Source organism: Bradyrhizobium sp. CB2312 (assembly GCF_029714425.1).
In the GTDB taxonomy this organism is placed as follows: Bacteria; Pseudomonadota; Alphaproteobacteria; order Rhizobiales; family Xanthobacteraceae; genus Bradyrhizobium.
In genome coordinates this window covers 2,869,414-2,894,406 of the sequence record NZ_CP121668.1, presented here as the reverse complement: position 1 = coordinate 2,894,406, position 24,993 = coordinate 2,869,414, and the positions used below count along the sequence as shown (strand labels likewise).

Sequence of the window (24,993 nt, the reverse complement as noted above, 5' to 3'; positions counted from 1 at the left end):
CGCGATCGAGGATGATACATGCTAGAAAATATTCGCGTGCTCGCTCAACCGGGAGCGACGATCGCCGTCCTCCTCGTCTTGCTGCTGATGGGCGCAGCCGATGCGGCAATCTTCATCGCGACCAGGGGATGGCCGTTCTGAGGCGGCAATGAACCAGCCCGATCGGTGCGATAGGAACCTTCATAGGCTTGACCGGTTCGCCCTGCAACAGGGGAGCACGGCGAACATCGATGCCCGTCCGGATGCGAACGGCTCTGGTGCCATTTGCGACGTTGCCGCTGGCCGCTTGCGCTGGCCGGCAGTCCGCGCTCGATCCGCAGGGGCTTCAGTCCGACCAGATCCTCCGGAATTTCTTAATCTTCCTGATCGTCGGGGCCGTCGTCTGGATCGCCGTCCTGATCGTGCTTTGTGTGGGCATGCTGCGCCGAAAGCGTGCGGCCGACCAACCGCTCGCGCTGCATCATTCGTTTGAACAGACGACCGGTCGTGTCGTCTTTGCCTTGGGCGTCGCTACCCTTGTCATCGTGCTTGGGCTCTCAATCGTCAGTTATGCCGGTCAGCGCACCGTCTTCGCCAAGGACGAGAACGCCCTCACCCTCAAGATCATCGGCCATCAATGGTGGTGGGAAGTCCGCTACGAAGACGACAGCCCCGACAAGAGCTTCGTCACCGCAAACGAGATCCGCATTCCGACCGGCCAGCCCGTAAAGGTCGAGCTGGAGTCTGCCGATGTGATCCACAGCTTTTGGGTCCCCAGCTTGACCGGGAAGATGGATCTCATCACCGGGCAGAAGAACGAGCTGCAATTCACGGCGAAGAATGCCGGCGTCTATCGCGGGCAGTGCGCCGAATTCTGCGGCCTTCAGCATGCCCATATGGCGTTCGCCGTGCTGGCGCTGTCGGCGGACGAATTCGGCCGCTGGCGCGACCACGAGAACCAGAGTGCGAGCAGCCCGACCGACCCGCTCGGCAAGCAGGGTGAGCAGCTGTTCCGCGCAAGAGGCTGTGCGCTCTGCCACACCATCCGCGGCACGCTCGCCGGCGGGCAGCTCGGTCCCGATCTAACCCACGTCGGCAGCCGGACGACAATCGCAGCCGGAACGCTGCCGATGACACCGGCCACGCTCGGCGGCTGGATCGCCGACCCCCAGCACATCAAGCCCGGCAACTATATGCCGAAGATGCCGCTGCAATCGGATGAGCTCATCGCGATCCTTCACTATCTGGAGCAGCTCAAGTGACCGTGGTGGCTGAACAACGCGAGTTGCGAGACGACGGGTTGAGCGGCCTGGAGCTGTCCGCGCGCCTCGACAGCATCTGGCGTACGCCGTCCGGCCTGCTCGGCGCGCTGATGTCGGTCGACCACAAGGTCGTCGGCCGACGCTACATCGTCACCGCATTCGCGTTCCTGCTTCTTGGCGGCATCCTTGCAATCCTGATGCGCATTCAGCTCGCCGGACCAGAGAAGACGTTCCTGTCGGCCGACAAGTACAACCAGATCTTCACGATGCACGGCTCGACGATGATGTTCCTGTTCGCCGTGCCGGTGATGGAGGCATTCGCCGTCTATCTCGTGCCGCTGATGGTCGGAACGCGGAACATCGCCTTCCCGCGCCTAAACGCGTTCAGCTACTGGATGTTTCTGTTCGGAGGCTGCTTCCTCTGGATCTCCTTCGCGCTCAACGTCGGTCCGGATGTCGGTTGGTTCGCCTATGTTCCGCTGTCTTTATTGCAGTACACGCCGACGAAGCGGCCTGACGTCTGGGCGCAGATGATCACCTTCACCGAAGTCGCGGCACTCGCGGTCTCAGTTGAGATCGTCGTCACCGTGTTCAAGCTGCGCGCGCCCGGCATGACGCTCGACCGAATCCCCCTCTTCGTCTGGGCGATGCTGGTCACGGCGTTCCTGGTGATGTTCGCGATGCCCGCGATCATGGTCGCATCGACCTCGCTGATCCTCGACCGTCTCGTCAACACGCGCTTCTACGATTCCTCGTCGGGCGGACATCCCCTGCTCTGGCAGCATCTGTTCTGGTTCTTCGGCCATCCCGAGGTCTACATCATCTTCATTCCCGGTACGGGAATGGTCTCGGCGATCCTGGCAACATTCGCGCGCCGGCCGGTGATCGGCTATCCGATCGTCATTCTCTCGCTGATCGCGACGGGCTTTTTGTCGTTCGGCCTGTGGGTCCACCACATGTTCGTGACGGGCCTGCCCCAACTCGGCGCCGGGCTGTTTACGGCCTCCAGCATGCTGATCGCGGTGCCGAGCGGGTTGCAGATCTTCTGCTGGCTGGCGACGCTCTGGGACGGCCGCCCGGTCTATCGCACCCCCCTCCTGTTCGTGATCGGCTTCATCGCGATCTTCGTGCTTGGCGGACTCTCCGGCGTAATGGTCGCCTCGGTACCGATCGATACACAGGTGCATGACACCTATTTCGTGGTCGCCCACTTCCATTACGTCCTGATCGGCGGCGCGGTCTTCCCGCTCATCGGTGCCGTCTATTACTGGTTTCCCAAGATTACCGGCCGGATGTTGAGCGAGCGGCTCGGCCGTTGGAACTTCTGGCTGGCCTTTGTCGGCTTCAATCTCGCGTTTTTCCCGATGCACATCCTCGGGCTGATCGGGATGCCGCGCCGCATCTACACCTACACCGCCGACATGGACTGGGCCCACCTTAACCTCCTATCGAGCGGCGGGGCCGTCGTTTTTGCGCTCAGCTTCGCGCTGCTGCTCGTCAACGTGATCATCAGTCTTCGCGCCGGCGCGCTCGCAGGCGATAATCCCTGGGATGCTTCGACACTGGAATGGGCGACGGCCTCACCCCCGCCCCCGCAGAATTTCGACCGCATTCCCGTGGTCAAGCACCGCGATCCGCTCTGGTTCGACAATGGAACCCTGCCTGTCGTTGCGGGCTTGAGTGTGGAGCGACGCGAAGTGCTTCTAACTTCGCTGGCCGAAGCAGAGCCGCAGATCCGTGAGGCGTCGCCTGAGCCGAGCATCTGGCCGCTGCTGACGGCCATTGCGACGACGGTGTTCTTCATCGGCTCGATCTTCACGCCCTGGGCGGTGCTGTGGGGCACGCCGCCGATGGCCGTCACCTTGATCGGCTGGTTCTGGCCGGGTGGGAGCAAGGAGGACGAGGAATGAGGCAAACCATCGTCCGCAACGTCGCGGAACTGCCGACCTATGGCTATGGCCCGCGCAGCGGCCCCTGGTGGGGCGCCATGGGGTTCATGGCGCTGGAAGGCATGGGATTTGCCATCGCAATCGGGGCCTACCTCTATCTCTATGCCGTCAACCCGAGCTGGCCGATTGGAGCTGCGCCTCCCGATCTCTGGCCCGGCACGGCCGAGACCATCATCTATCTCCTGAGCATCATTCCGAACCAGATGACCAATCGCGTAGCCCATCGGCAGGACCTTGCGAAAGTACGCATGGGCCTCATCGTGATGTCGCTGATCGGAATCGGACTATTGATCCTGCGCGGCTTCGAGTTCGCCCATCTCAACACGCGCTGGGACAACTCGGCCTACGGATCGATCGTCTGGCTGATCCTGGGACTGCACACGACCCATCTTGCCACCGACGTCGGCGACACCGTCGTGCTGACGGTGCTGATGTTCACGCGCCACGCCAGGCCGCGCCGGTTCAGTGACGTTACCGACAACGTGTTCTACTGGAACTTTGTCGTGCTGGCCTGGCTGCCGCTTTATGTCCTGCTCGACTGGATGTCACGCCTATGACCGCTACCGAAGGACATGGGAAACTGCTCTACTGGGCCGGTGTCGCGCTCGGACCATTGGCGTGGGGAATCAACCTGCAAGGGGTCTATGCGCTCGCTCATTTTTCGTGCGAGACAACGAGGCTGAGCGGGACGATCATGAGCGCCGTATTGGCCATCGTCGCCCTCGCGGGCACGGCGATATCGGCCCGTGCGGTTCGGCGCGGCGCCGGCGCGGAATGGGCCGATGCGCAAGGCGGCGGTCCCCGGACGTTCATGGCCTGGCTCGGCGTCGGCTCCGGCGTTCTGTTTGCGCTTGTCATCGCGAACCAGCTCGCGGCATCGCTGATAATCAGCCCATGCCTGCGCTGAGCTTGCTGGCCCTTCTGCTTGGCCTGATTGCTGCGCCGGCAAAGGCGCATGGAATCTCGGATGTCGATCCGGGCTCGCTCTGGAGCTTCGACCCCTGGCTTCTGGCACCGCTTTATATCGTCGGGATCGGCTTCTACGTCGGCACGCAGCGGCTCTGGCACCATGCCGGCGGCGGCCGAGGCGTCAGCTTCCGCCAGGTCGGCGCATTCTGGACGGGATGGCTGATCGTCGCGCTCGCCCTCACCTCACCGCTGCATTGGCTCGGCGAGCGTCTGTTCACTGCGCACATGATCGAGCACGAGCTGCTCATGGTGGTTGGCGCGCCGCTGATGGCCTTCGCCCGGATCAACGGGCCGCTGATGTGGAGCCTTCCGGCCTCGCTTCGTCCTGCTGCGGGCCGATGTCTCAATTGGCCGATCGTGGCGCGGCCGTGGGCAGTCATCAGCCATCCTGTCAGTTCGACGGCCCTGCACGGCTTGGCGCTCTGGGCCTGGCATGCGCCGCCGCTTTATGCGTGGGCGCTCGAAAACACCGCCATCCATCGCCTCCAGCACATCAGCTTCTTCGGCACCGCATTGCTGTTCTGGTGGGTGCTTCTCCATGGCCGCGGCATTGGACGCAGCATGCGGCTTCGGGACGGCATCGCAATTGCCTGCCTGTTCGTCACGGTTCTTCATTCCGGTGTACTCGGAGCGTTGTTGTCACTGTCAACGCGCGCATGGATTCCCGGTCAGGGCGCCCTCGCCGGGGAATTCGGGCTATCGCGACTCGAAGATCAGCAGCTCGCCGGCATCTTGATGTGGGTGCCGATGGGCGTGCTCTATACCGGTGCAGCCCTGTTCTTCGCTTATCGGTGGCTGACCGAGTTCGATGTACGCCTGCCTGCGGTGCGGCATGTCGGCTCGCGAGGAACATAGGAACTGCAGGTGCGGTGCAACGTTCGCCCTGCTGTCTCGGAAATCTTCGTGGAGGTCAGATGAGCAAGCGCACCGCCATGACGGCTGTCATTCTCGCCACGACTTTTGCGGCGCCGGAAGGTTCGATCGCGCAGGACCAACCGCGGCCGGGCATGTCGTGCCCGGTCGATCATGACCAGCTCGCCGACATTCTCAAGAAGAGCGTCAAACCCGGCGGCGGCCCGAGCAATGGCGGCCTCGACAACAATGAATGGGCCGCTGTCGTAAACCGGCAGGGCGTCGTCTGCGCGATCGCCTATAGCGGCAGCAAGGTCGACGACCAATGGCTCGGCAGTCGCGCGATCGCCGCCGAGAAAGCGAACACCGCGAATGCGTTCAGCCTGAAGAACAAGGCGATGGCCACCGCCAATCTCTATGCGGGCGCCCAGCCCGGCGGCCTCCTGTTCGGCGCGGCGCTCAGCAATCCGCCCTCCCCGGAAGTTCTTTACGCGGGCACGCCGGACGAATTCGGAACCGCACGCGATCCGATGGTCGGCAAGCCCGTCGGCGGCGTCATCGTCTTCGGCGGCGGGCTCGCGTTGTATGACGGCAACGGCATCGCCGGTGCGCTCGGCGTCAGCGGCGACAGCTCCTGCGCGGATCACAATGTCGCCTGGCGCGTGCGTCACTTCCTCGGCCTCGACCACGTGCCGGCCGGCGTCAACCCGAACATGAAGGATGCGATCATCTACGATATCGGGCCGGACGGCAAAAGCCCGTCGGGCTTTGGCCATCCCAAATGCGATGGCAAGGAAGATCAGATCGCCGTCGATCTCGGCGCCGGCGTCTCGGGAAATGTCGTGAGATAGCGACGCGACAGAGCTTAGGAACCAAGCGGGAGCGCGACGTTTGTACGTTCGCAAGCCGGCCTGCAACGCGGCAGGGCCTCATCAATGCCGTGGAGATCTCACTTATGTTAATGCCCAGCCTCAGGCGATTGCTGTGGGGAACGCTGAGTACGCTGTGCGCGTGCTCTGCATCACTTTCGCCTGGTTTTGCGCAGACCGATCTTGCCAGCCGCATGAAGGATCCCGGCCAATGGCCGATGGCGGCGCGCGATTACGCCAACACGCGCTATAGCGATCTCGACCAGATCAACGTCGGCAACGCATCGCGCCTGCAACTCGCCTGGACGTTCTCGGTTGGCGCCGATCGCGGTCAGGAGGCGGCGCCCCTCGTGGTCGACGGGACCATGTACGTGGTCGGCCCCTATGCCGGCCCCTACCCCAACCGCGTGTTCGCGCTCGACGCCACCACGGGCGAGTTGAAATGGTCGTATGCGCCGAAGCCGGAGCCTGCCGCGGCGGGCGTTGCCTGTTGCGACGTCGTCAATCGCGGGCTCGCTTTCGACAACGGCAAGGTGTTCCTCAACACGCTCGACAATCACTCGGTCGCAATCGACGCCAAGACCGGCAAGGAGCTCTGGCACACCAAGCTCGGCGAGATCAACAAGGGCGAGACCGTGACGATGGCCCCCGTCGTCGTGAAGGGCAAGGTGCTCATCGGCAACAGCGGCGGCGAGATGGGCGTGCGCGGCTGGGTCACCGCACTCGACGAGAACACCGGTGCCATCGCCTGGCGCGCCTACGCCACGGGCCCCGATAAGGACGTGCTGATCGGAGACGACTTCAAGCCGTTCTACGACAACCTCAAGGGCAAGGATCTCGGCGTCAAGAGCTGGCCTGCCGACCGCTGGCAGGTCGGCGGCGGCACCATGTGGGGATGGATCTCCTATGATCCCGACCTCAACCTGATCTACTACGGCACCGCCAATCCGAGTCCATGGAATGCGAACCAGCGCAGCGGCGACAATCTCTGGAGTACGACCATCTTCGCCCGCGATGCCGATAACGGACATGCGAAGTGGGCCTATCAGGTCAACCCGCACGATCTGTTCGACCATGATGAGATCAACGAGAACGTATTGGTCGACCTCGAGCTGAACGGTCAGCCGCGCAAGGTGCTGATCCATCCCGGTCGCAACGGCTACATGTACGTCATGGAGCGTACCACCGGCGAAGTGATCTCGGCGGACGCGTTTGAGTTCGTGAACGCCTATAAGGGCGTCGACCTCAAGACCGGCAGGATCATCCCCAACGAGGAGAAGACCCCGCTGGTCGGCAAGACGGTCGAGAACATCTGCCCGAGCGCGCCGGGCGCCAAGGATTGGCAGCCCTCCGCGTGGTCACCTCGCACAAAATTGCTCTACGTCCCGCATCAGCATCTCTGCATGAACTTCAAGGCGTCGCAGGTCGGCTATATCGCCGGCACGCCCTATGTCGGGGCCGATGTCGATATGTACGCAGGTCCCGGCGGACACCGCGGCGAGTTCATGGCGTGGGATCCGGTCGCACGCAGGAAGGTCTGGGAGATCCACGAGAAGCTGCCGGTCTGGAGCGGCGCGCTGGTGACGGCTGGCGACGTCGCGTTCTACGGAACGATGGACCGCCTGTTCAAGGCGGTCGACGCAAAGACCGGAAACGTGCTCTGGCAGTTTCGTGCGGGTTCGGGGTTCATCGGCCAGCCGATCTCCTATCGTGGTTCGGACGGCCAGCAGTACATCGCGATCCTCTCCGGCGTCGGCGGCTGGCCCGGCGCGGTGGCCAATGCGGAGCTCGATCAGCGGGTGCGCAATGGCGCACTCGGCTTCACCGGTGCAATGCAGGATCTGCCGTTCTACACCGCCGCCGGCAGCGAGCTGCTGGTGTTCAAGCTCGGGGGAGCCGATGGTCAGGACAACAGCCATGCGCCTCCGCAGTGATTGTGGCGCTCTTGCGCTTGCCGGCCTGATCGGGATCGCGTCACCCGCAGCGGCGGCGCCGAATGGCGAGCTGCGTGTCTGTGCCGATCCCAACAATCTGCCATTTTCCAACAGCGCCGAAGCAGGCTTCGAGAACAGGCTGGCGTCGTTGGTGGCAGGTGCCCTGGAACGATCCCTGTCCTATACCTGGAGGGCGCAGCGTCGCGGCTTCATCCGCAACACGCTGAAGGCCGAAAAATGCGACGTCGTGATGGGCGTGCCGTCCGGCTACGAACTCGTGGAGACCACGAGCCCCTATTATCGCTCGACCTACGTTTTCGTCAGCCGTCAGGATGCGCATCTCGATCTTTCCTCCCTGCTCGATGCCCGTCTGCATCGCCTGGCGATCGGCGTGCACCTCGTCGGTGACGACGGCAACAATCCGCCGCCGGCGCAGGCGCTCGGAGAGCTCGGCATCGTCGACAATGTCCGCGGCTACTCGATCTATGGCGACTACCGCCAGGCCGATCCGCCGGCCCGCCTGATCGAGGCTGTCGAATCCGGCGAGATTGATGTCGCCGCCGCCTGGGGGCCGCTTGCCGGATACTTTGCCGGGCTCTCCAGGGTACCGCTGACGGTCACGCCGATCCAGGATGGCGAACGCTTTGCACCTCAGCAATTCCAGTTCGCGATCTCGATGGGCGTGCGCAAGGGAGATCACGCTCTACGGGATCAGCTCAACGCGTTCATCGACGAGCATCGATCCGAGGTCACCTCTCTGCTGCGAAGCTACGGCGTGCCTCTAATCGACGCACCGGTGACGGCATCGGGAGGCCATGAATGATGTCTGCCATGGCGCTGCGCGCGAGTGCATTGTCGCTTCTCTCGCTGGCTCTGCCGGACGATGCCGTGCTTGCCCAGCAGACCCTGCCGCAATCCCAGGAGGCGCAGATGCCGACCGTGGGACCGCGGCCAAATTTCGGCGGCAGCGTCGGTAATGGCAAACCAGGCGTGTTCATGCAGGTTCCCGTGACCACCCTCTTCCCAGGTGCGCAGCCCGATCCGCCGCAAATCAAGAATCCGGTCCAGGGCGATCCGAATGCGGAGCAGCGGGGGATGACCTATTTCGTCAACTTCAATTGCGTCGGCTGCCACGCGTCGAACGGCGGCGGCGGCATGGGGCCGGCACTGAGCAACAACCTCTTCACCTACGGCTCGCAGCCCGAGAACATCTACCTCTCCATCTACCAGGGACGGCCCAATGGCATGCCGGCCTGGGGCGGCGTGTTGCCCGACAGCGTGATCTGGGACCTCGTCACCTATATCGGCAAGATCAGCAATGAGCCGAACCGGCAATGGGGCCGCACCTTCTCGGCAAATCCGCTGTCACCTGAGATCGAGCAAGTCCCGAGCGAGCAGGTCTCGACCACCGATCCGTGGTCCGCCACCAAGTCCTTCAATTTCGGCCAGAAGCCCTGATCGGAAAGGGAGCAGCCGATGATGTGTCCGACGACACGCTTGCTCATCGCTTCGCTGCTGGCCGTGACGGCTGGGGCTTGCGAGCCGGGCAAGGCTGCCGGCCCCGGCAATTTCATCGGCGATGCGCGGCGTGGCCCCGATCTCATCAAGCAATACCAGTGCGGCAGCTGTCATGAAATTCCCGGCATCGCCGGTGCCGACGGCAATGTCGGCCCGCCCCTGCACAGGATCGGCACGCGCACCTACATCGCCGGCTACATCCAGAACTCCCCGGACAACATGGCCGACTGGATTGAGAATCCGCAGCGGGCGCTGCCAGGCAACGCCATGCCGAGAATGGGCATCCCGCAAAGGGACGCGCGCGACATCGCGGCGTTTCTTTATACGCTGAAGTAGGTCAAATGAACTCCATACATCGCCCGGCAAACCTATTCCGAGACGCACCATGGCTGGTCGTCACCGTTTTGGTCGTCGCCATCATGGGATTGCGCCTTACCGCCGGTGGCGTCTGGCTCGCGGTGCTTGGCGGCTCCATCTACTATCTCGTCGCCGGTATCATGCTTCTGCTCACGAGCTGGCTGCTCTCGCGCCGCCGCGCCGAGGCGCTCTGCGTCTATGCCGCGCTGCTGCTCGGCACGATGGCGTGGGCGATCTGGGAATCCGGATTCGATTTCTGGTCGCTCGCACCACGGGGCGATGTCTTGGCACCGCTCGGCGTCTGGCTGCTGTTGCCCTTCATTGCGCGCCGACTGGCACCGCGCATGCAGACCGCACGTTGGGCGCTCGGCCTCGTACTAATCGCGGCCGTCGTCGTGCTCGGCGTTTCCCTGGCGAGGGACCGGCATGATATCGCCGGCACGATACCGGAGATCCAAGCGACAGGCGCCGTAGCCTCGTCCGCGCCGGCCCCGCCCGGCGCCGGCGAGAACTGGACAGCCTATGGCGGCACTGGCCTCGGCACGCGCTATTCCTCTCTCGGCCAGATCACCAAAGACAATGCGAAGGACCTCAAGCTCGCCTGGGAATACCGCACCGGCGATCACAAAGGACCTGATGATCCCGACGAGATCACAAACCAGGCGACGCCGCTCAAGATCGGCGACATCCTCTACACCTGCTCGCCGCACCAGATCGTGTTCGCCCTCGACGCGACGACCGGCCGTTTGCGCTGGAAGTTCGACCCGCAGGTCCAGCATAATAAAGCCTTTCAGCACATGACCTGCCGCGGCGTGTCCTATCACGCGAGGAAGCCGGGTGCGATCACGGCCGACGGCGCTCCGGCGCCTGGCGATTGTCCGGAACGCATTTTCGTGCCGACCAATGACGGCCGGATGTTCGCGCTGGATGCCCAAACCGGCACGCCCTGCGCCAGCTTTGGCAACCACGGCCAGATCGACCTCAAGCAAGACAGTGAGATCCAGACGCTCGGCTTCTACGAGGGCACCTCACCGCCCGTGGTGACCGACAAAGTCCTGATTGTCGGTGGTGCCGTCATCGACAATTATTCAGACCGCGTGCCGTCGGGCGTGATACGCGGCTTCGACATCTATTCGGGGCGGCTCATCTGGGCGTTCGATGCAGGCAACCTCGATCCGAACGAGATGCCCTCCGCCGCGCACCATTTCACGGCCGGCTCGCCCAACTCGTGGAGCATTTCCGCGGTCGACGAAAATCTCGGGCTCGTCTACGTGCCGTTCGGCTCGAGCTCACCCGATATCTGGGGAGGCGGCCGGTCGCAGGAGAAGGAGCGCTACGATTCGGCGTTGGTCGCGCTCGATATCAACAGCGGAAAACTGCGCTGGTCGTTCCAGAACGTGCACCACGATCTCTGGGACATGGACATGCCCTCGCAGCCGAGCCTTGTTGATTTGCGTTCGAACGGCGGCGTAACGCCGGCGATCTACATTCCTGCCAAGACCGGTGACATCTTCGTGCTCGACCGCCGCGACGGGCATCAGTTGGTCCCCGCGCCCGAGAAACCGGTGCCGCAGGGCGCCGCATCCGGCGACCGGCTGTCGCCAACGCAGCCCTTCTCGGAATTGAGTTTCCGGCCACCCGGCATGCTGACGGATGCGCAGATGTGGGGCAGCACGATGTTCGACCAGCTCGCCTGCCGCGTCAAATTCAAGCGTCTGCGCTACGAAGGGCCGTTCACGCCGCCCTCGGAGCAAGGAACGTTGGTCTTCCCGGGCGATTTCGGCATGTTCGAATGGGGGGGCATTGCCGTCGACCCACGGCGCCAGGTCGCGATCGCGAACCCGCAATCCGTCCCCTTCGTTTCCCGCCTCGTGCCGCGCGGAAAGGACAATCCAGCAACGCCGAATGCGGCGCATCCACCCGGCACCGAGTTCGGCGTGCAGCCGATGTACGGAGCTCCCTATGGCGTCGACCTCGGCATCTTCCTGTCGCCGCTCGGCATCCCCTGTCTTGCCCCGCCCTGGGGCAACATCGCGGCCATCGATCTCGGGACGCACAGGGTTGTTTGGCAACACCGCATCGGCACGATCCGCGATCAGGCCCCGCTCCCGCTGCCGTTCAAGCTCGGTGTTCCCATGCTGGGCGGACCGATCGTGACTGCAGGCGGGGTCATCTTCATCACGGGGACGATGGATGACTACATCAGGGCCTTCGACGTACGCGACGGCAAGCAGCTCTGGCAGGATCGCCTTCCAGCCGGAGGCCAATCGACGCCCATGACCTATGAGGCGGGCGGCAAGCAATATGTCGTGACGGTCGCCGGCGGCCACGGGTCATTCGGAACTAAACTCGGCGATTACGTGCGAGCCTACGCGCTGCCGTGATGTGCGTCGGCACGGCTCGTCCATGCCTGGCGACGCTTTGTCCCGATCTGCCGGCGCGACGCGTAACTGCTGAGGCCAGCAGAGCGACGCCCGCGGCTAGTGCCAGCACCGCAAGCCCCTGGCTGATGACCCCGGCCGGTGGAAGCTGCTTCCGCGCAAGCCAGCCGCCGTCAACAAACCTTCCCGGCCGATACGATTCAATCATAGTTCCTTCGCTGATCGGTGCGCGCCGCGCGCGCGACGGCAGAAACCGGAATGCGCTTCCCAGCAGATCCTCGGTCAATTTCGGCGCAATGGCATAGGCCATCTGACGGGCGCGTGCGGGCCACCCGACGGCGACCTCATCACGGGGCGTACGGACCAGATTCAGGAACGCCTGAAGCGACGTCCTCGGACTGGTAGAGCAGCGGGCCCGGGTCAAGCTTCCCCGACATGTTGGCACCGTGGACGAACCCCGGCGTATCCACCATCGCCGGGAAGACGCCGCAGACGTGGATATTGGGATGTGCGCCAAGCTCCTGGCGCAGGCTCGCCGTGAACCCACGCAGGCCGAACTTGCTTGCGGTATACGCGGCCGCAAACGGCGTCTGGGCCCAGCCGCCGATCGAGATGTTATTGATCAGGATGCCCCGGTTCTGGCGCAAGAAGATCGGAAGCACCGCGAACGCACCGTTCATGGCTCCGAGCAGATTGACCTCGAGGGTCCGGCGATGCAGCGCGAGATCGGCGTCCTGATAGGCACCGAACACACCCGTGCCGGCATTGTTGATCCAAACATCGATCCCGCCGAATGCGCGAAAATGACCCGTTCGGGCTCAAGGCTCACAAGCTGCTGGGCTGCGGCCCGGACCGACCGGCCGCCGAGCCGCAACAACAGGCGCAGATAGATCGGCGCCTTGCCGTCAGGATTGGCGTTGCCAAGCAGGCTTACAGCAGCCTGATTTGACGCGGGAAGATCACGGGAATCGAGGTTCTGCACGAGATCCGTCAGGATCAATGTGCGGCTCCGCTTGTCGAATATCTCCGCGGCCGTGACCGAGCGGATGCGCCTCGTTCGGCGGCTGGGTCGCCCGCCGATATCCATAGAGCAGCAGGGCCTCGTTGGACGTGTCCGACAGAATGAACGGCCCCGCTCGTCATCGACGAGCTCCCGGTCCAAAGCGCTGCACCGATCTTGGTGACGGCAACGAGGATGTTGCCGATCAACGCCGCATACACAGCGATCTTTGTCGACGCCCGTGCCTGCTCTCCCGCGCCCCTAATGGCCGGCCGCCGCTTGATGCGTGGTCGCCGGAGGCAGCTCGAACTGCGCAATCCGCTTGTCCAGCCGCCACAACTCGATGCGATGGATCTGCACGAGCGCAGCCGCTTCGCGTCTGGCCTGCTCGTCGTCGCCACACACGAGGTTGATGCGGCCTAAGACTTGACCATCGGGATCAATCTGGAACGCGCGGTAATGCTTGATGGCGGGCAACGTCATCCTCCTTGTCGTCGATAGGCGGGAGCGCTCAACCAGTCGGTCAGGTCCGAGGTCACCTCGTTTTGCTTGGCACGTCGCAATAGCATCTCGCGTTCCTTGCCCGGAGGCATGCGGCGCGCCCGCTCCCGGGCGGCCTCGGCGAATGACGTCAAGCGTCGCTGTAGTAGTTGCGTCTGTTTCCTGCGGTCACGTTTGGCAGTCATTCGAATGATCGGAGGTGCTCGTCCGAGGGAAAATGGCCCCGGCGGGAGGTATGGCGCCGGGGCCGATACGCGCCGGATCGGGGCGGCCCGGACAGGCATTGTCCATAGGTTCGCGCCGGACTCCGGTTCCGGCACTTCAACTTGTTAAGAAAACCAGATTTGTACGCTTGGACCAAAGAGTGACCGGATCGCCGCGGCGGAGATTTGCGACAGCCATAGCAACCATTGTTCCCGCCTGGACTTGGATGTCCCGCAACGCGAGGCTGAGGGCGGCATGACATGCCGCCGCCGCACGAGGTGAACGACGCAATGACTGCCGGGTCGAACGACGAAAGCCCGTGGTGGCAATCCGCGGTCATCTACGAAGTCGCGCTGATCTCGTTTCAGGATTCCGATGGCGATGGCAAGGGAGACCTTGCCGGCCTGATATCGCGCATCGGCTACCTAAAATGGCTGGGCGTCGATGCAGTCTGGCTCACGCCGATCTACAAGAGCTCGTTCCGCGATCTCGGCTACGATATTTCCGACTATTGCGCGATCGATCCAGCCTTCGGCAATCTCGGCACCTTTGATGCGCTCCTCACCGCCCTGCACGAGGCCGACATCCGGCTCGTCCTTGATCTCGTGCCAAATCACACCGCCGATGATCATGAATGGTTTGTCGGGAGCCGTAGTTCACGCAACAGCGCGAAAGCCGACTGGTACATCTGGGCCGAAGCCGCCGAGAACGGTGGCCCGCCAAACAATTGGCTGAGCCGCTTCGGCGGCAGCGCATGGGAATGGTGCGAAGCTCGGCGGCAATACTACTACCATTCATTTCTGGTCGAGCAGCCCGACCTCAACTGGCGCAATGCCGAGGTACGCGCGGCCATGGCCGACGTCATGCGCTTCTGGCTGGATCGCGGCGTCGACGGCTTTCGTGTCGATGCCAGCGCCGTCCTGATCAAGGACGCACATCTGCGCGACAATCCCCCGAATCCCGAAGCCGAGGGCAAGCCGCCACCGCAACGCCATACTCCAGTCTTCACCGACGACCGGCCCGAGACGATGCACTGCATCGAGTTCATTCGTGGCATCATCGACGAATATCGCGGCCGGTTGCTGTGCGGTGAAGTCCAGGGCAAGACCGATCGCATCGGGCATTTCTACGGCACCGAGCAGCCGCGCTTGCACCTGCCTCTCAACTTTGCCTTGCTCGACACTCCATGGGACGCGTTGTCGCTGCAGGCGGCGATTGATGCCTATTTCAACGCCCTGCCTGAGCAAGCATGGCCGGTTTGGGTGATCGGTGGTCACGACAAGCCGCGAGTCGCGAGCAAGATCGGCGAAGTACAGATGCGCGTGCTGGCGATGCTCCTGATGACCTTGAAGGGAACGCCGTTCCTCTACATGGGTGACGAGATCGGCCGCAAGCGCGTCTCGATCCCGCCCGATCGCATCCGCGATCCCTTCGAAAAGCTCGTGCCAGGCTTCGGCCTGTGCCGCGATCCCGAGCGCGCGCCGATGCGGTGGGACGCCAGCGCCAATGGCGGGTTCACGAGCGGCCGCCCCTGGCTACCGCTTGATCCGGAAGGTTCGGCCAATGTCTCGGGCCAGCAAGGCGACGAGCGGTCGATGTTGGTACTGTTTCGCGGACTGATGGCAGTGCGGCGCGAACATGCGTGCCTTCTCCGAGGTCGCTACGAACCACTGCGATCGCAGAGCGACGTGCTTGCCTTCAGGCGCGTCGCGGACGGACAGGAGATGTTGGTCGCTCTCAACATCGCCGCGGAGCCACGCAAGTGGCACTGGCAAGGGAGCGGCCACCTGCTGCTGTCGACCTATCTTGACCAAGCTTCGAGATCGCTGCCCGACGCCTCGATCCTGCTTCGTGGCAATGAAGGCGTGATCATCAAACTGGAGCCCCGGTGAGCTCAGGAACCATTTACCCCACGGAGAGTCTCACCCAAGCTTCCGGCACGCCCCATCACCGGAAGCATTTTGGACGAAACCGCGCCCCGGCGTTTTCCCCTTCCGGCGCCGGGGCAGCGGCGACTTCGGAGATCGCAATGGGCAGAGCAAAAAACATCAAGGAAAGGATTGTCGGTAAGGCCAAGCAGACCCTCGGCGAGGTCATCGGCGACCAATCGCAGCACGAGGATGGCAAGGCCCAGGCGGCGCATGGTCGCGATGAGCAGGACAAACCGAGAGAGATCAATCCACTGAAAAAGCTCAATCAGCTAACTTAGCTCCTCGCCACCGGGCTTGGCCCGATGGGAGGAACATTGAACACGGACAGACGTCGACCCGCATCCAACGGTCCATCCTCACAATCCACACGGAGGGATCAAAGATTAATGCCTGCCTTCTGCAACTTGACACAAAGTGCACGTGGGTGACGTGCGATCGGACGACCAATGCAGACTGGATTTACCTTCTCCAAGCTCGCCGATCATCTGGCGAGCCTTGGTGACGTAACTGTTGCCGATCTTGATCTTTTGGCAGAGATGCCGAGCACGATTGCGCACTTCAGTTCACATCAGGCTATCCTGCGCCACGGCGACGATAACCATCAATGCTGCCTGCTGCTCCAGGGCTATCTGTCCTGGCAGGACGCCGAAGGAATGGACGGGCAGATCACGTCGATCTCGGTCCCCGGCGACATTCCCGACCTCCAGACACTGTACCGGCCCCGCATCAACGGCAACCTCATCGCGCTCGGCCCCGCCGTGGTCGCGGTGGTCCCGCACCGCTTCTTTCGCGAATTATCGGCGCGCTCGTCCGCGATGTCGCGCACCCTGCTGCTGATGCTGCTTGGCGACCACGCCATCCAGCGCAACTGGACGATAAACCTCGGCAGTCGGGACGCCCTGACGCGGGTGGCACACCTGCTGTGCGAGATCACCACGCGCCTGCAAAATGTCGGGCTCGCCAAGGATTTCAGACTGGCTTCGCCGTTCACCCAATCCGACCTCGCCGCGGCCTGCAGCATCTCCCCGGTGCATGCCAACCGCACCATCCAGGAGCTGCGCCGCTGCAACCTGCTGCAATGGCATGGCAAGACATTGACGATCTCCGACTGGCCGGGACTGGTCAGGCTGGCGCGCTTCAATCCCGCCTATCTCGGCATCCGGCCGCGGGACCAAGGCGTGCGACCATCGGGACCGGCTAAAAGCGCCGTTGCGCTGGCCTGACGATGTTCACGCGACTCTTTGCGCGGATCTCCAAGGCTTGGCGCACTTCCGAGATCACAGCGCCCCAGTCGCCGGCCGGCTTTTGATGGAACAGCCGCAGGCTGGGATACCAGAGCGACCGGCACCCGGATGAAGGCCATCGCCAGTCGCAATCGGCGTGCAACAGCACCCAGGCTTCGCATCCGAGTGCGCCTGACAGATGTGCGGTCATGGTATCGACGCAAATGACGAGGTCGAGCCGGCGGAGCAGATGGCCGAGGGTTGCAATGTCGGGCGTGCTGATGTCCCGCGCGCCGATCTGCGCGAGCTCTTCGGTGGTTGCATTTGCCTGAAGCGAGTGAAGCGCAATGCCTGCAACAGCGAGATGTCGCAACAAGGCGGGCGGAATCGCACGCCGCTTGTCCCATTGACCGACCTCCCAGACCAGGCCGACGGCCAGGCCTTCGCAGTCGATCGAGGCAGTCACGCGTCTCGGGGGTAGCGTCAAATAAGGCGCGCCCATCTCGATCCGCTCTCGCCCGACCCTCAACGCCTGCGGCACCTCCATGATCTCGATATCCACCTCGAAGTCCGCTCCGGGCGTCCCCTCATGGAGCGCAAGCACGCGATCGACACCTGCCGTGCGCTCCACCAGCGGCAAGAGTCCGGCCTGGCACCAGACCGTGACGCTCCGCGCGACGCCACGGAGAGGCTGCATGAAGCGCATGAACTGGAGGGTGTCGCCGAGCCCGTGATAGCACCGGACGAGCACATGCTTGTCCGCGAGAGGCTCCCCGCGCCAGATCCGCTGGAGATGCCGCGGACCGGTGTGCTTGGGCGGATGCGACGTCGCCGCGAGATCGCGGTCGTTGATGGCCCAGGCGCGCGCGAAATCGCCCGCGCGCATCGCCTCCACCCAATCGTTCGCCACCGCCGGCGATCCGGCTAGCGGCGGACGAACTTGTGGAACCGGCTGAGCTTGCCGTCCTTGGTCCGGTCCTGGTGGAGGAACGCGATGCCGGCTTCGTCGAACTTGTCGAAGAACTCGTCTCAACCGATGCGGTCGAGCGCTTCATCCGGCGGATCGAAATCGATGCGCAGGATGCCGGCATGTCCGTCCTCCGCCTTGACTGTCGCCGGTTGCCCGCCGCGCTCCTCCACCCATTTGCGAATCGCGGTGTGATCGGTGGTTTGCTCAGCTTCGCTATTCTGGGTTTTGGACGTCATGTGGCACCTCGCTTGCTGGCAGGCCCGGCAATGCCCACGGCATCGCATCGGACCATCTGCGGTGAAACGCGGGTCGGCAAGATTAGTTCTTCACGGCACGACGCGGCTCATGCGAGACGACCAGCATCATCTTCTTCATCTTCATCCTGGATGATCTTCGTTCCCTTCGTGCGATGGCGGATTCTATCGCAGGTTAAGCCTGCCGCATTTTTTGCGCGGAATCGAACCGCGCCGCCGGCGCGGTGTCTCCAGCACAGGAACGAACATACCTTCCGGCACGTTCGCCGACCTACTTACGCCGACGCCCTGCGTCTTCCCGGAGGTTTCATCCATGCACTCCCGTCTTCAGGACAGGCGCCGCGTGCGCGTCGGCATCGTCGGCGTCGGCAATTGCGCAAGCTCCTTCGTCCAAGGTCTCACCTACTACCGAAATGCGAAGTCGAACGAGCCCGTGCCCGGGCTGATGAACGTCGATCTCGGCGGGTACCACATCAGCGATATCCAGATCGCGTCGGCCTTCGACGTCAATGCCACCAAGGTCGGGCGCGACGTCGCCGATGCCATCTTTGCCAAGCCAAACAACACGCATCGCTTCGCAGATGTGGACCGGACCGGCGTGATGGTACAGCGCGGCCCGGTCATGGACGGTATTGGGCACTATCTCGAGGATGACGTTCCGGTCGCCGACGTCGCGGAGGCCGACGTTTCGGAAGTGCTGGCCATGTCTCGAACCGACGTGCTGGTGTCTTACCTGCCCGTCGGCTCGCAGCGCGCAAGCGAATGGTATGCGGCGCGCGCGATCGAAGCCGGCTGCGGCTATGTCAATTGCATTCCCGTCTTCATCGCCTCCAATCCGGACTGGCGGCAGCGGTTCGAGGATGCGGGCCTTCCGATCGTCGGCGACGACATCAAGAGCCAGGTCGGCGCCACCATCCTGCACCGCGTGCTCGCCAATCTGTTTCGCGATCGCGGCGTGCGGCTGGACCGCACTTATCAGCTCAATGTCGGCGGCAACACCGATTTCAAGAATATGCTCGAACGCGAGCGATTGACCTCCAAGAAGATCTCCAAGACTCAGGCCGTCACCAGCCAGTTCGACGTCCCGATGGACCCCGATAACATTCACGTCGGCCCAAGCGACCACGTCCCATGGCTGACGGACCGCAAGCTCGCCTTCATCCGGCTCGAAGGCACGACCTTCGGCGGCGTGCCCTTGAGCGCCGAGGTCAAGCTCGAGGTCTGGGACTCCCCGAACTCGGCGGGCGTCGTGATCGACGCAGTCCGCTGCGCGAAACTTGCGATGGATCGCGGTCAGGGCGGCGCCCTGACCGGTCCCTCCAGCTATTTCATGAAATCGCCGCCGCAGCAGTTCACCGATGAGGAGGCCGGACGGCGGACGCGCGCCTTCATCGAAGACAAGGTATGCACCTGATGGCGAGGATCATCCATCTCGTGCGTCACGGTCACCATGCCCTGCTCGGCCGCACGCTGTGCGGCCGAATGAGCGGCGTCACGCTCGATGACATCGGCTGCGAGGAGATTGCCCGTTGTGCGGCCAACGTCAGCCCCCGGCCGTCGCTGATCCAGTCGAGCCCGCAGAGGCGCTGTATGCAATCGGCCAGCATTCTGGCCGCGCGCTTCGGATTGCCGATCGAGATCGTTCCCGCTCTCGACGAGCTCGACTATGGCGAATGGACCGGCCGGTCTTTCAAGGAACTCAGCAAGGATCCGCAATGGTCACGCTGGAACAGCCGCCGGGGCAGCACTCGTCCACCGGGGGGCGAGAGCATGCGCTCGCTGCAGAATCGCGTTGTCCATCATCTGGAGCAACTGCGCTCTGATCCTCTTGCGGACTCGATGATCGCAATCAGCCACGCCGAGCCCATTCGCGCCGCGCTATTGCATTACGCACGTATGCGGCTCGATGACTTTCTTTCGATCAAGATCGATCCCTCTAGTGTCAGCACGCTCAGTGCCGATCGACGCGGATTCAGGATCACTGGGATCAACCAGCGGGTGCCGGCGTGAAGATCGTCATTTTCGGCCTAACCATCTCCTCCTCCTGGGGCAACGGCCACGCGACCCTGTGGCGCGGCCTCTGCAAGCATCTTATGCGTCTCGGCCACATCGTCGTCTTCTACGAGCGCGACGTGCCCTATTATGCCGGTGCCCGGGACTTCAATGAGCTGCCCGGTGGGCAGCTGCGGCTTTTTTCGAATTGGGAGGAGACCCGCTCCCTCGCCCGCAATGACATCGCGGATGCCGATGTTGCGATCGTGACGTCCTACTGTCCCGACGCAATTGCGGCGACCGACCTGATCATGTCCGAAAGGCGCGCCGTTCCCGTCTTCTATGATCTCGATACCCCGATCACGCTGGCACGGCTCATGGCGGAAGAATCCGTTCCTTATATCGACACACGAGGTCTGCGCGATTTCGCGCTCGTCCTCAGCTTCACCGGCGGACCGCGCGTAGTCCAGGAATTTCGCTACCGGCTCGGCGCCCGCGATATCCGCCCCCTGTACGGCCACGTCGATAGCGATATTCACCGTCCGGTGCCGCCCGAGCCGCACTATCGCGCGGACCTGTCCTATCTCGGCACATACTCGGAAGACCGCCAGCGCGGGCTCGAGGCGCTATTCGTCGAACCGGCTCGAGTGCGACAAGACCTGCGTTTCCTGATCGGTGGGGCGCAATATCCTGACGGCTTTCCGTGGTCGCCCAACATCTACTTCGTGCGGCATCTGCCGCCATCAGAGCACGCGCCTTTCTTTGCGTCCTCACGCCTGACCCTCAACGTGACCCGCAAAGCCATGGCGGAGATGGGCTGGTGCCCCTCCGGCCGTCTATTCGAGGCGGCGGCCTGTGGCGTCCCGCTCCTGAGCGACGACTGGCCAGGCATCGAAGAGTTCTTCACGCCCGGCAGGGAGATCCTGATCGCCCACGACGCACAGGACACTTTGGCTGCGTTGGCGATGTCGAGCCCCGACCTCCAGTCCATCGCCAGGCGCGCCTATGAGCGGACGATGGATCAGCACACATCCGATAAACGGGCGCGCGAACTGGTGGCGCTGCTCGAGCAGGCGGCATCCAGCGGCACGCGTCACCCGCAATCCGAGGAGGCCTGACATGTGGGGCATCGTCCCGGCCGCGGGCCGCGGCAGTCGTATCCAGCCGCTGGCTTTCTCCAAGGAGCTGCTGCCCGTCGGCAGTCGGCGTGACGATGGCACCGAGCGTCCCTGCGCGGTCTCCGAGTATCTGCTGGAGCGCCTGATCCTCGGCGGCGCGGACAAGATCTGCTTCGTGATCTCGCCGGGCAAGTCCGACATTCTCGAATATTTCGGCGATCACTACGGCAGCGCCCAACTCGCCTATGTCGTCCAGCCCGACGCCTCCGGCCTGTGCGACGCCGTCTTCAGGGCCGGCACCGTCGTTGGCCATGATGAAGACGTCGTCGTCGGCCTGCCCGATACCGTCTGGTTTCCAAAAGCCGCTTTGCAGGCCTTGCCCGATGCCGACCTCTCCTTCCTGCTCTTTCCCGTCGAGCGCCCGGAATTTTTCGACGCTGTCGTGCTCGATGGCGACAGCGTGCGGGAGATCCAGGTCAAGCAGCCGAATCCGACATCGCGGTGGATCTGGGGTGCATTCCGAATGTCGGCCACCGGCTTTCGCCAATTGCACGCGCTCTGGAACCAACAAGACCGACGCGACGAGTATTTTGGGACGCTGGTTAACGCCTATCTCCAGGCAGGCGGGCTCGGCATCGGGATCAAGGCAGGCGAATCCTATGTCGATGTCGGGACCGTCGACGGCTATCGCACCGCGATGGCTCTTCTGGCCGAGAGCACCGGCACCGAAGGCCGGTCGCGGTTGCGGGCCGGCGCCTCGTCCGATGGGGCTCGACCGGCCCCTGCAATGGACAATGGAGCGACTGCATGACTGGAGCGCTGCTCACACGTGAGGAAATCCGCAGGCGCGTCGACGCGCTCGGCCCGTGGTTTCACAACCTCGATCTCAACGGCGTGCCGACCGCACCGACCCACTTCCTTGGCGACTATCCCAATGTGAAATGGCGGCGCTTCTCGGGAATCATTCCGGACCGCCTCGAAGGCAAGACCGTGCTCGATATCGGCTGCAATGCCGGTTTCTACGCCATGGAGATGAAGCGGCGCGGCGCCGAGCGCGTGCTTGGGGTCGACACCGACGAGGAGTACCTGGCCCAGGCGCGCTTCGCCGCCGACGTGACCGGTCTCAGGATCGAATTTCGCAAGATGTCGGCCTATGATGTGGGACAGCTCCGCGAAAAATTCGATCTCGTGATCTTCATGGGCGTGCTCTATCACTTGCGTCATCCGCTGCTGGCGCTGGATCTCATTCACGAGCACGTTGCCAGGGATCTCCTGCTGTTCCAGTCGATGCAGCGGGGCGCCAGCCATGTCGACGCGATCGACAAGAACTACGATTTCTGGACCACCGACCAGTTCGATTCCGCCGGTTATCCCAGGCTGCACTTCATCGAGCACAAATATGCCGACGATCCCACCAACTGGTGGGTGCCTAACAGGGCCTGCGTCGAGGCCATGCTGCGCAGCGCCGGCTTTGCCATCACCGCGCATCCGGAAGAGGAAGTCTATCTCTGCAAGCGCACTGAACGGCCTCAAATCGATGGTCCCGTCTATCCATCCCGGAGCACAAGCTGATGATCGAGGCGGCCAAGATTTGGAACGAGCCGAACAACAAGTCGCATTGGGATCTTCAGATCGATCCCGATTGGGCCATGTTCGCGGACCTTGCGACCGCAGCCGCCCAGGCGATCCGCAATGCACGGCATACGCTACCAGTCGTGCTCGGCGGCATCTCGCCGATTGATCCGTCTTTCATGCGCAACATGCAAAGCCGCGGCGTGCTCGACCATTTCGACGCGGTCGCCGTGCACGGCTTTCCACTCGACTGGAACCTGTGGCAGATCGGCGAGTGGCCCGCCAAGATCGAGGAAATCAAGTCGGTCACCACCCTACCCGTCTGGGTGACGGAGGTCGGCGTCTCCTCGTTCGGCGCCGAAGAGGTGCAAGCCTGGGGCCTGTCGCGCACCGCCGAGCTTCTGATTGGCCGTGCCCCGCGCATCCATTGGTATAGCCTTTATGACCTTCCCTCCGCCTGGGAAGCAACGACTCGCCACAAAGAGGCCGAAGGCTCCTCCTACTACAGGCATTTCCACATGGGCCTGCTGCGCGAGGACGGCACGCCGAAGGCAGCCGCTGATCTGTTCGGCGCCTATGTGCCCGCCATGGGATTGTGCCAGTGGTTCCACTTCGAGGATCACCGCCTGCACGACGCGGTGCACTGGATCCGTCGTCTCGGCGTGACCCACTTGCGGACCGGTCTGTCATGGGCTGACAGCTTCCGTCCCAATGCGCTCGACTGGTTCGATCGCCAGATGGAGGCGTTGGCGGAGTTTCAGGTTACGGTCACGTTCTGCTTCACGCCCGAGCATCGGGGCATCGAGCCCCATCACACCAGCCCGCCGCTCGATGTTAACGAATTTGCCGATTTCTGCGCGTCGATGGTCGATCGCTACTGTACGAGAACCGGCCTTGCATCCTCCCCAGCGGCAGCTGATCCTCCCATCAGAGAGCCGACATGCGTGCCCTGATCCTGGTGATGGACTCCGTCGGCATCGGCGGCGCGCCAGATGCTGCCCGCTACGGCGACGACGGCGCCGACACTGTCGGTCATATCGCAGAAGCCTGCATGGCCGGACGCGCGGACAGTACCGCACGCAAGGGGCCGCTCCGGCTTCCCAACCTCGTGGCGCTGGGCCTCGGGGAGGCCTGCCGCCTCGCCACGGGGCGCGTACCGCCGGGGCTGGACGGTCAGTCGCAGGACCGGCAATTCGGATGCGCCAGCGAGATCTCGAAGGGCAAGGATACGCCGTCGGGTCATTGGGAGATTGCCGGAGTACCCGTCCCGTTCGACTGGGGCTATTTTCCGCGCAAGACGCCGTGCTTTCCCGCTGAATTGACGGAGCACTTCTGCGCGCAAGCCGGACTGTCCGGCATCCTCGGGAATTGCCACGCCTCCGGCACGGAAATCATCGCCGAGTTCGGCGAGCGTCACATGCAGACGGGGAAGCCGATCTGCTACACCTCCGCCGATAGCGTGTTCCAGATCGCCGCGCATGAGCAGACTTTCGGCCTCGAACGTCTCTACGAGATCTGCGCGATTGCAAGGCGGCTGATCGATTCCCTCAACATCGGCCGCGTGATCGCCCGGCCGTTCATCGGCACAGGCGCGAGGGACTTCAAGCGGACCGCGCACCGTCGCGACTTTTCGGTACCGCCGCCCGGGTCGACCATGCTTGACCTCGCCGCAAGCGAGGGCCGTGACATCGTGACAATCGGCAAGATCGACGACATCTTCGCGCATCGCGCGACCGGGCGAAACATGCGCGGCGACGGCAACATGGCGTTGTTCGATGCCACCCTGAAAGGGCTGGCGAGCCTGGCGGACGGAGGATTGCTGTTCGCCAACTTCATCGATTTCGACACACTCTACGGCCATCGCCGCGACGTGGCCGGCTATGCCGCGGCACTCGAAGCCTTGGATGATCGTCTCCCTGAGTTGCTGTCCCGCCTGCGAAGCAGTGATCTTCTGATCATCACCGCGGATCACGGCTGCGATCCGACCTGGAGCGGCACCGATCACACCCGCGAGCAGGTACCCATCCTGGCCTGGTCGACGCAATCATCTTCGCCAATCGGCCGGCGTACCGGCTTTGCCGATATCGGCGCGACCGCGGCAAGGCACCTCGGCCTGCCCGCCGCCCTGCACGGCGCACACTTCTAGCCGATTGCAGCG

Annotated in this window: 24 protein-coding genes and 3 pseudogenes; 22 read left to right on the top strand and 5 right to left on the bottom strand. The window is 63.4% G+C overall.

The features are described from left to right. Positions 1-18: 18 nt before the first annotated feature. The 12 genes from QA642_RS13775 to QA642_RS13720 all read left to right on the top strand — a co-directional run bounded on the left by QA642_RS13775 (position 19) and on the right by QA642_RS13720 (position 12,073). Positions 19-141, top strand: a complete 123-nt coding sequence (locus QA642_RS13775) for a hypothetical protein (protein ID WP_283085138.1) — start codon at positions 19-21, stop codon at positions 139-141. Positions 142-230: 89 nt separating this feature from the next. Further along, entirely contained in the window at positions 231-1,241 is a 1,011-nt protein-coding gene (gene coxB / locus QA642_RS13770; RefSeq protein ID WP_283085137.1) for a cytochrome c oxidase subunit II, read from the top strand. Beyond that, positions 1,238-3,151 carry a cytochrome c oxidase subunit I gene (gene ctaD / locus QA642_RS13765; RefSeq protein ID WP_283085136.1) on the top strand — a complete coding sequence of 638 codons (1,914 nt, stop codon included), beginning with the start codon at positions 1,238-1,240 and terminating at the stop codon, positions 3,149-3,151. The genes coxB and ctaD overlap by 4 nt, the downstream gene beginning before the upstream one ends. After that, entirely contained in the window at positions 3,148-3,747 is a 600-nt protein-coding gene (locus QA642_RS13760) for a cytochrome c oxidase subunit 3 (protein WP_283085135.1), read from the top strand. Before ctaD ends, QA642_RS13760 begins: the two co-directional genes overlap by 4 nt. Continuing rightward, complete coding sequence (locus QA642_RS13755) at positions 3,744-4,097, top strand: hypothetical protein (protein ID WP_283085134.1); 354 nt, start codon at positions 3,744-3,746, stop codon at positions 4,095-4,097. Before QA642_RS13760 ends, QA642_RS13755 begins: the two co-directional genes overlap by 4 nt. Further along, positions 4,085-5,014, top strand: a complete 930-nt coding sequence (locus tag QA642_RS13750) for a cytochrome c oxidase assembly protein (protein ID WP_283085133.1) — start codon at positions 4,085-4,087, stop codon at positions 5,012-5,014. The genes QA642_RS13755 and QA642_RS13750 overlap by 13 nt, the downstream gene beginning before the upstream one ends. Positions 5,015-5,073: 59 nt before the next feature. Continuing rightward, complete coding sequence (locus QA642_RS13745; RefSeq protein ID WP_283085132.1) at positions 5,074-5,862, top strand: heme-binding protein; 789 nt, start codon at positions 5,074-5,076, stop codon at positions 5,860-5,862. A 212-nt stretch (positions 5,863-6,074) separates the two neighbouring features. Beyond that, entirely contained in the window at positions 6,075-7,814 is a 1,740-nt protein-coding gene (locus QA642_RS13740; RefSeq protein ID WP_283085131.1) for a methanol/ethanol family PQQ-dependent dehydrogenase, read from the top strand. Next, positions 7,798-8,637: a substrate-binding domain-containing protein gene (locus tag QA642_RS13735; protein WP_283085130.1), complete on the top strand. Its 840-nt coding sequence runs from the start codon at positions 7,798-7,800 to the stop codon at positions 8,635-8,637. Before QA642_RS13740 ends, QA642_RS13735 begins: the two co-directional genes overlap by 17 nt. After that, on the top strand, positions 8,637-9,272 hold the full coding sequence (locus tag QA642_RS13730) for a c-type cytochrome (protein ID WP_283086883.1): 636 nt from the start codon (positions 8,637-8,639) through the stop codon (positions 9,270-9,272). Before QA642_RS13735 ends, QA642_RS13730 begins: the two co-directional genes overlap by 1 nt. Before the next feature lie 18 nt (positions 9,273-9,290). Then, positions 9,291-9,668 (top strand): c-type cytochrome, encoded by a 378-nt coding sequence (locus tag QA642_RS13725; protein WP_283085129.1) that lies wholly within the window; start codon positions 9,291-9,293, stop codon positions 9,666-9,668. A 5-nt stretch (positions 9,669-9,673) separates the two neighbouring features. Next, complete coding sequence (locus QA642_RS13720) at positions 9,674-12,073, top strand: glucose/quinate/shikimate family membrane-bound PQQ-dependent dehydrogenase (RefSeq protein ID WP_283085128.1); 2,400 nt, start codon at positions 9,674-9,676, stop codon at positions 12,071-12,073. Here QA642_RS13720 and QA642_RS13715 read toward each other — a convergent pair. The 3 genes and pseudogenes from QA642_RS13715 to QA642_RS13705 form a co-directional block, all read right to left on the bottom strand. Continuing rightward, a pseudogene (locus QA642_RS13715) lies at positions 12,033-13,097 on the bottom strand (SDR family NAD(P)-dependent oxidoreductase); the annotation flags it as partial. The gene QA642_RS13720 and the pseudogene QA642_RS13715 sit on opposite strands and share 41 nt — an antisense overlap. 1 nt (position 13,098) lies before the next feature. Beyond that, positions 13,099-13,336: pseudogene (locus QA642_RS13710) on the bottom strand (cation transporter); the annotation flags it as partial. Continuing rightward, positions 13,332-13,553: a hypothetical protein gene (locus tag QA642_RS13705; RefSeq protein WP_283085127.1), complete on the bottom strand. Its 222-nt coding sequence runs from the start codon at positions 13,551-13,553 to the stop codon at positions 13,332-13,334. The gene QA642_RS13705 and the pseudogene QA642_RS13710, both read right to left, overlap by 5 nt. A gap of 512 nt (positions 13,554-14,065) precedes the next feature. Between QA642_RS13705 and QA642_RS13700 the strand changes: the two genes are divergently transcribed. From QA642_RS13700 to QA642_RS13690, 3 genes are all read left to right on the top strand, one after another. Beyond that, positions 14,066-15,667 carry an alpha-amylase family glycosyl hydrolase gene (locus tag QA642_RS13700; protein ID WP_283086882.1) on the top strand — a complete coding sequence of 534 codons (1,602 nt, stop codon included), beginning with the start codon at positions 14,066-14,068 and terminating at the stop codon, positions 15,665-15,667. Between the two features lie 137 nt (positions 15,668-15,804). Further along, the gene (locus QA642_RS13695) at positions 15,805-15,984 is read left to right on the top strand and encodes a CsbD family protein (RefSeq protein WP_283085126.1); all 180 of its coding nucleotides are present in this window, start codon (positions 15,805-15,807) and stop codon (positions 15,982-15,984) included. Between the two features lie 168 nt (positions 15,985-16,152). After that, positions 16,153-16,929, top strand: coding sequence for a Crp/Fnr family transcriptional regulator (locus tag QA642_RS13690; protein WP_283085125.1), 777 nt, complete (start codon positions 16,153-16,155; stop codon positions 16,927-16,929). On the opposite strand, the gene QA642_RS13685 is transcribed toward QA642_RS13690, so the two are convergent. Together QA642_RS13685 and QA642_RS13680 are read right to left on the bottom strand one after the other, a co-directional pair. After that, positions 16,904-17,839 (bottom strand): hypothetical protein, encoded by a 936-nt coding sequence (locus tag QA642_RS13685; RefSeq protein WP_283085124.1) that lies wholly within the window; start codon positions 17,837-17,839, stop codon positions 16,904-16,906. The two genes, QA642_RS13690 and QA642_RS13685, sit on opposite strands and share 26 nt — an antisense overlap. A gap of 14 nt (positions 17,840-17,853) precedes the next feature. Then, positions 17,854-18,135 (bottom strand): annotated as a pseudogene (locus QA642_RS13680) (hypothetical protein). A 331-nt stretch (positions 18,136-18,466) separates the two neighbouring features. On the opposite strand from QA642_RS13680, the gene QA642_RS13675 reads away from it, so the two are divergent. Genes QA642_RS13675 through QA642_RS13645 form a run of 7 tightly spaced genes read left to right on the top strand, consistent with a single transcriptional unit; the run spans position 18,467 to position 24,981 of the window. Beyond that, complete coding sequence (locus QA642_RS13675; protein ID WP_283085123.1) at positions 18,467-19,567, top strand: inositol-3-phosphate synthase; 1,101 nt, start codon at positions 18,467-18,469, stop codon at positions 19,565-19,567. Continuing rightward, positions 19,567-20,163, top strand: a complete 597-nt coding sequence (locus tag QA642_RS13670; RefSeq protein WP_283086881.1) for a histidine phosphatase family protein — start codon at positions 19,567-19,569, stop codon at positions 20,161-20,163. The genes QA642_RS13675 and QA642_RS13670 overlap by 1 nt, the downstream gene beginning before the upstream one ends. Then, positions 20,160-21,263: a glycosyltransferase gene (locus QA642_RS13665; protein ID WP_283085122.1), complete on the top strand. Its 1,104-nt coding sequence runs from the start codon at positions 20,160-20,162 to the stop codon at positions 21,261-21,263. Before QA642_RS13670 ends, QA642_RS13665 begins: the two co-directional genes overlap by 4 nt. A gap of 1 nt (position 21,264) precedes the next feature. Beyond that, the gene (locus tag QA642_RS13660; RefSeq protein ID WP_283085121.1) at positions 21,265-22,074 is read left to right on the top strand and encodes a sugar phosphate nucleotidyltransferase; all 810 of its coding nucleotides are present in this window, start codon (positions 21,265-21,267) and stop codon (positions 22,072-22,074) included. Continuing rightward, on the top strand, positions 22,071-22,835 hold the full coding sequence (locus QA642_RS13655) for a TIGR04290 family methyltransferase (protein WP_283085120.1): 765 nt from the start codon (positions 22,071-22,073) through the stop codon (positions 22,833-22,835). Before QA642_RS13660 ends, QA642_RS13655 begins: the two co-directional genes overlap by 4 nt. Continuing rightward, a complete protein-coding gene (locus tag QA642_RS13650; protein WP_283085119.1) occupies positions 22,835-23,788 on the top strand; it encodes a glycosyl hydrolase in 954 nt (317 codons plus the stop codon). Before QA642_RS13655 ends, QA642_RS13650 begins: the two co-directional genes overlap by 1 nt. Beyond that, entirely contained in the window at positions 23,776-24,981 is a 1,206-nt protein-coding gene (locus tag QA642_RS13645) for a phosphopentomutase (protein ID WP_283085118.1), read from the top strand. The genes QA642_RS13650 and QA642_RS13645 overlap by 13 nt, the downstream gene beginning before the upstream one ends. Positions 24,982-24,993 lie beyond the last annotated feature (12 nt).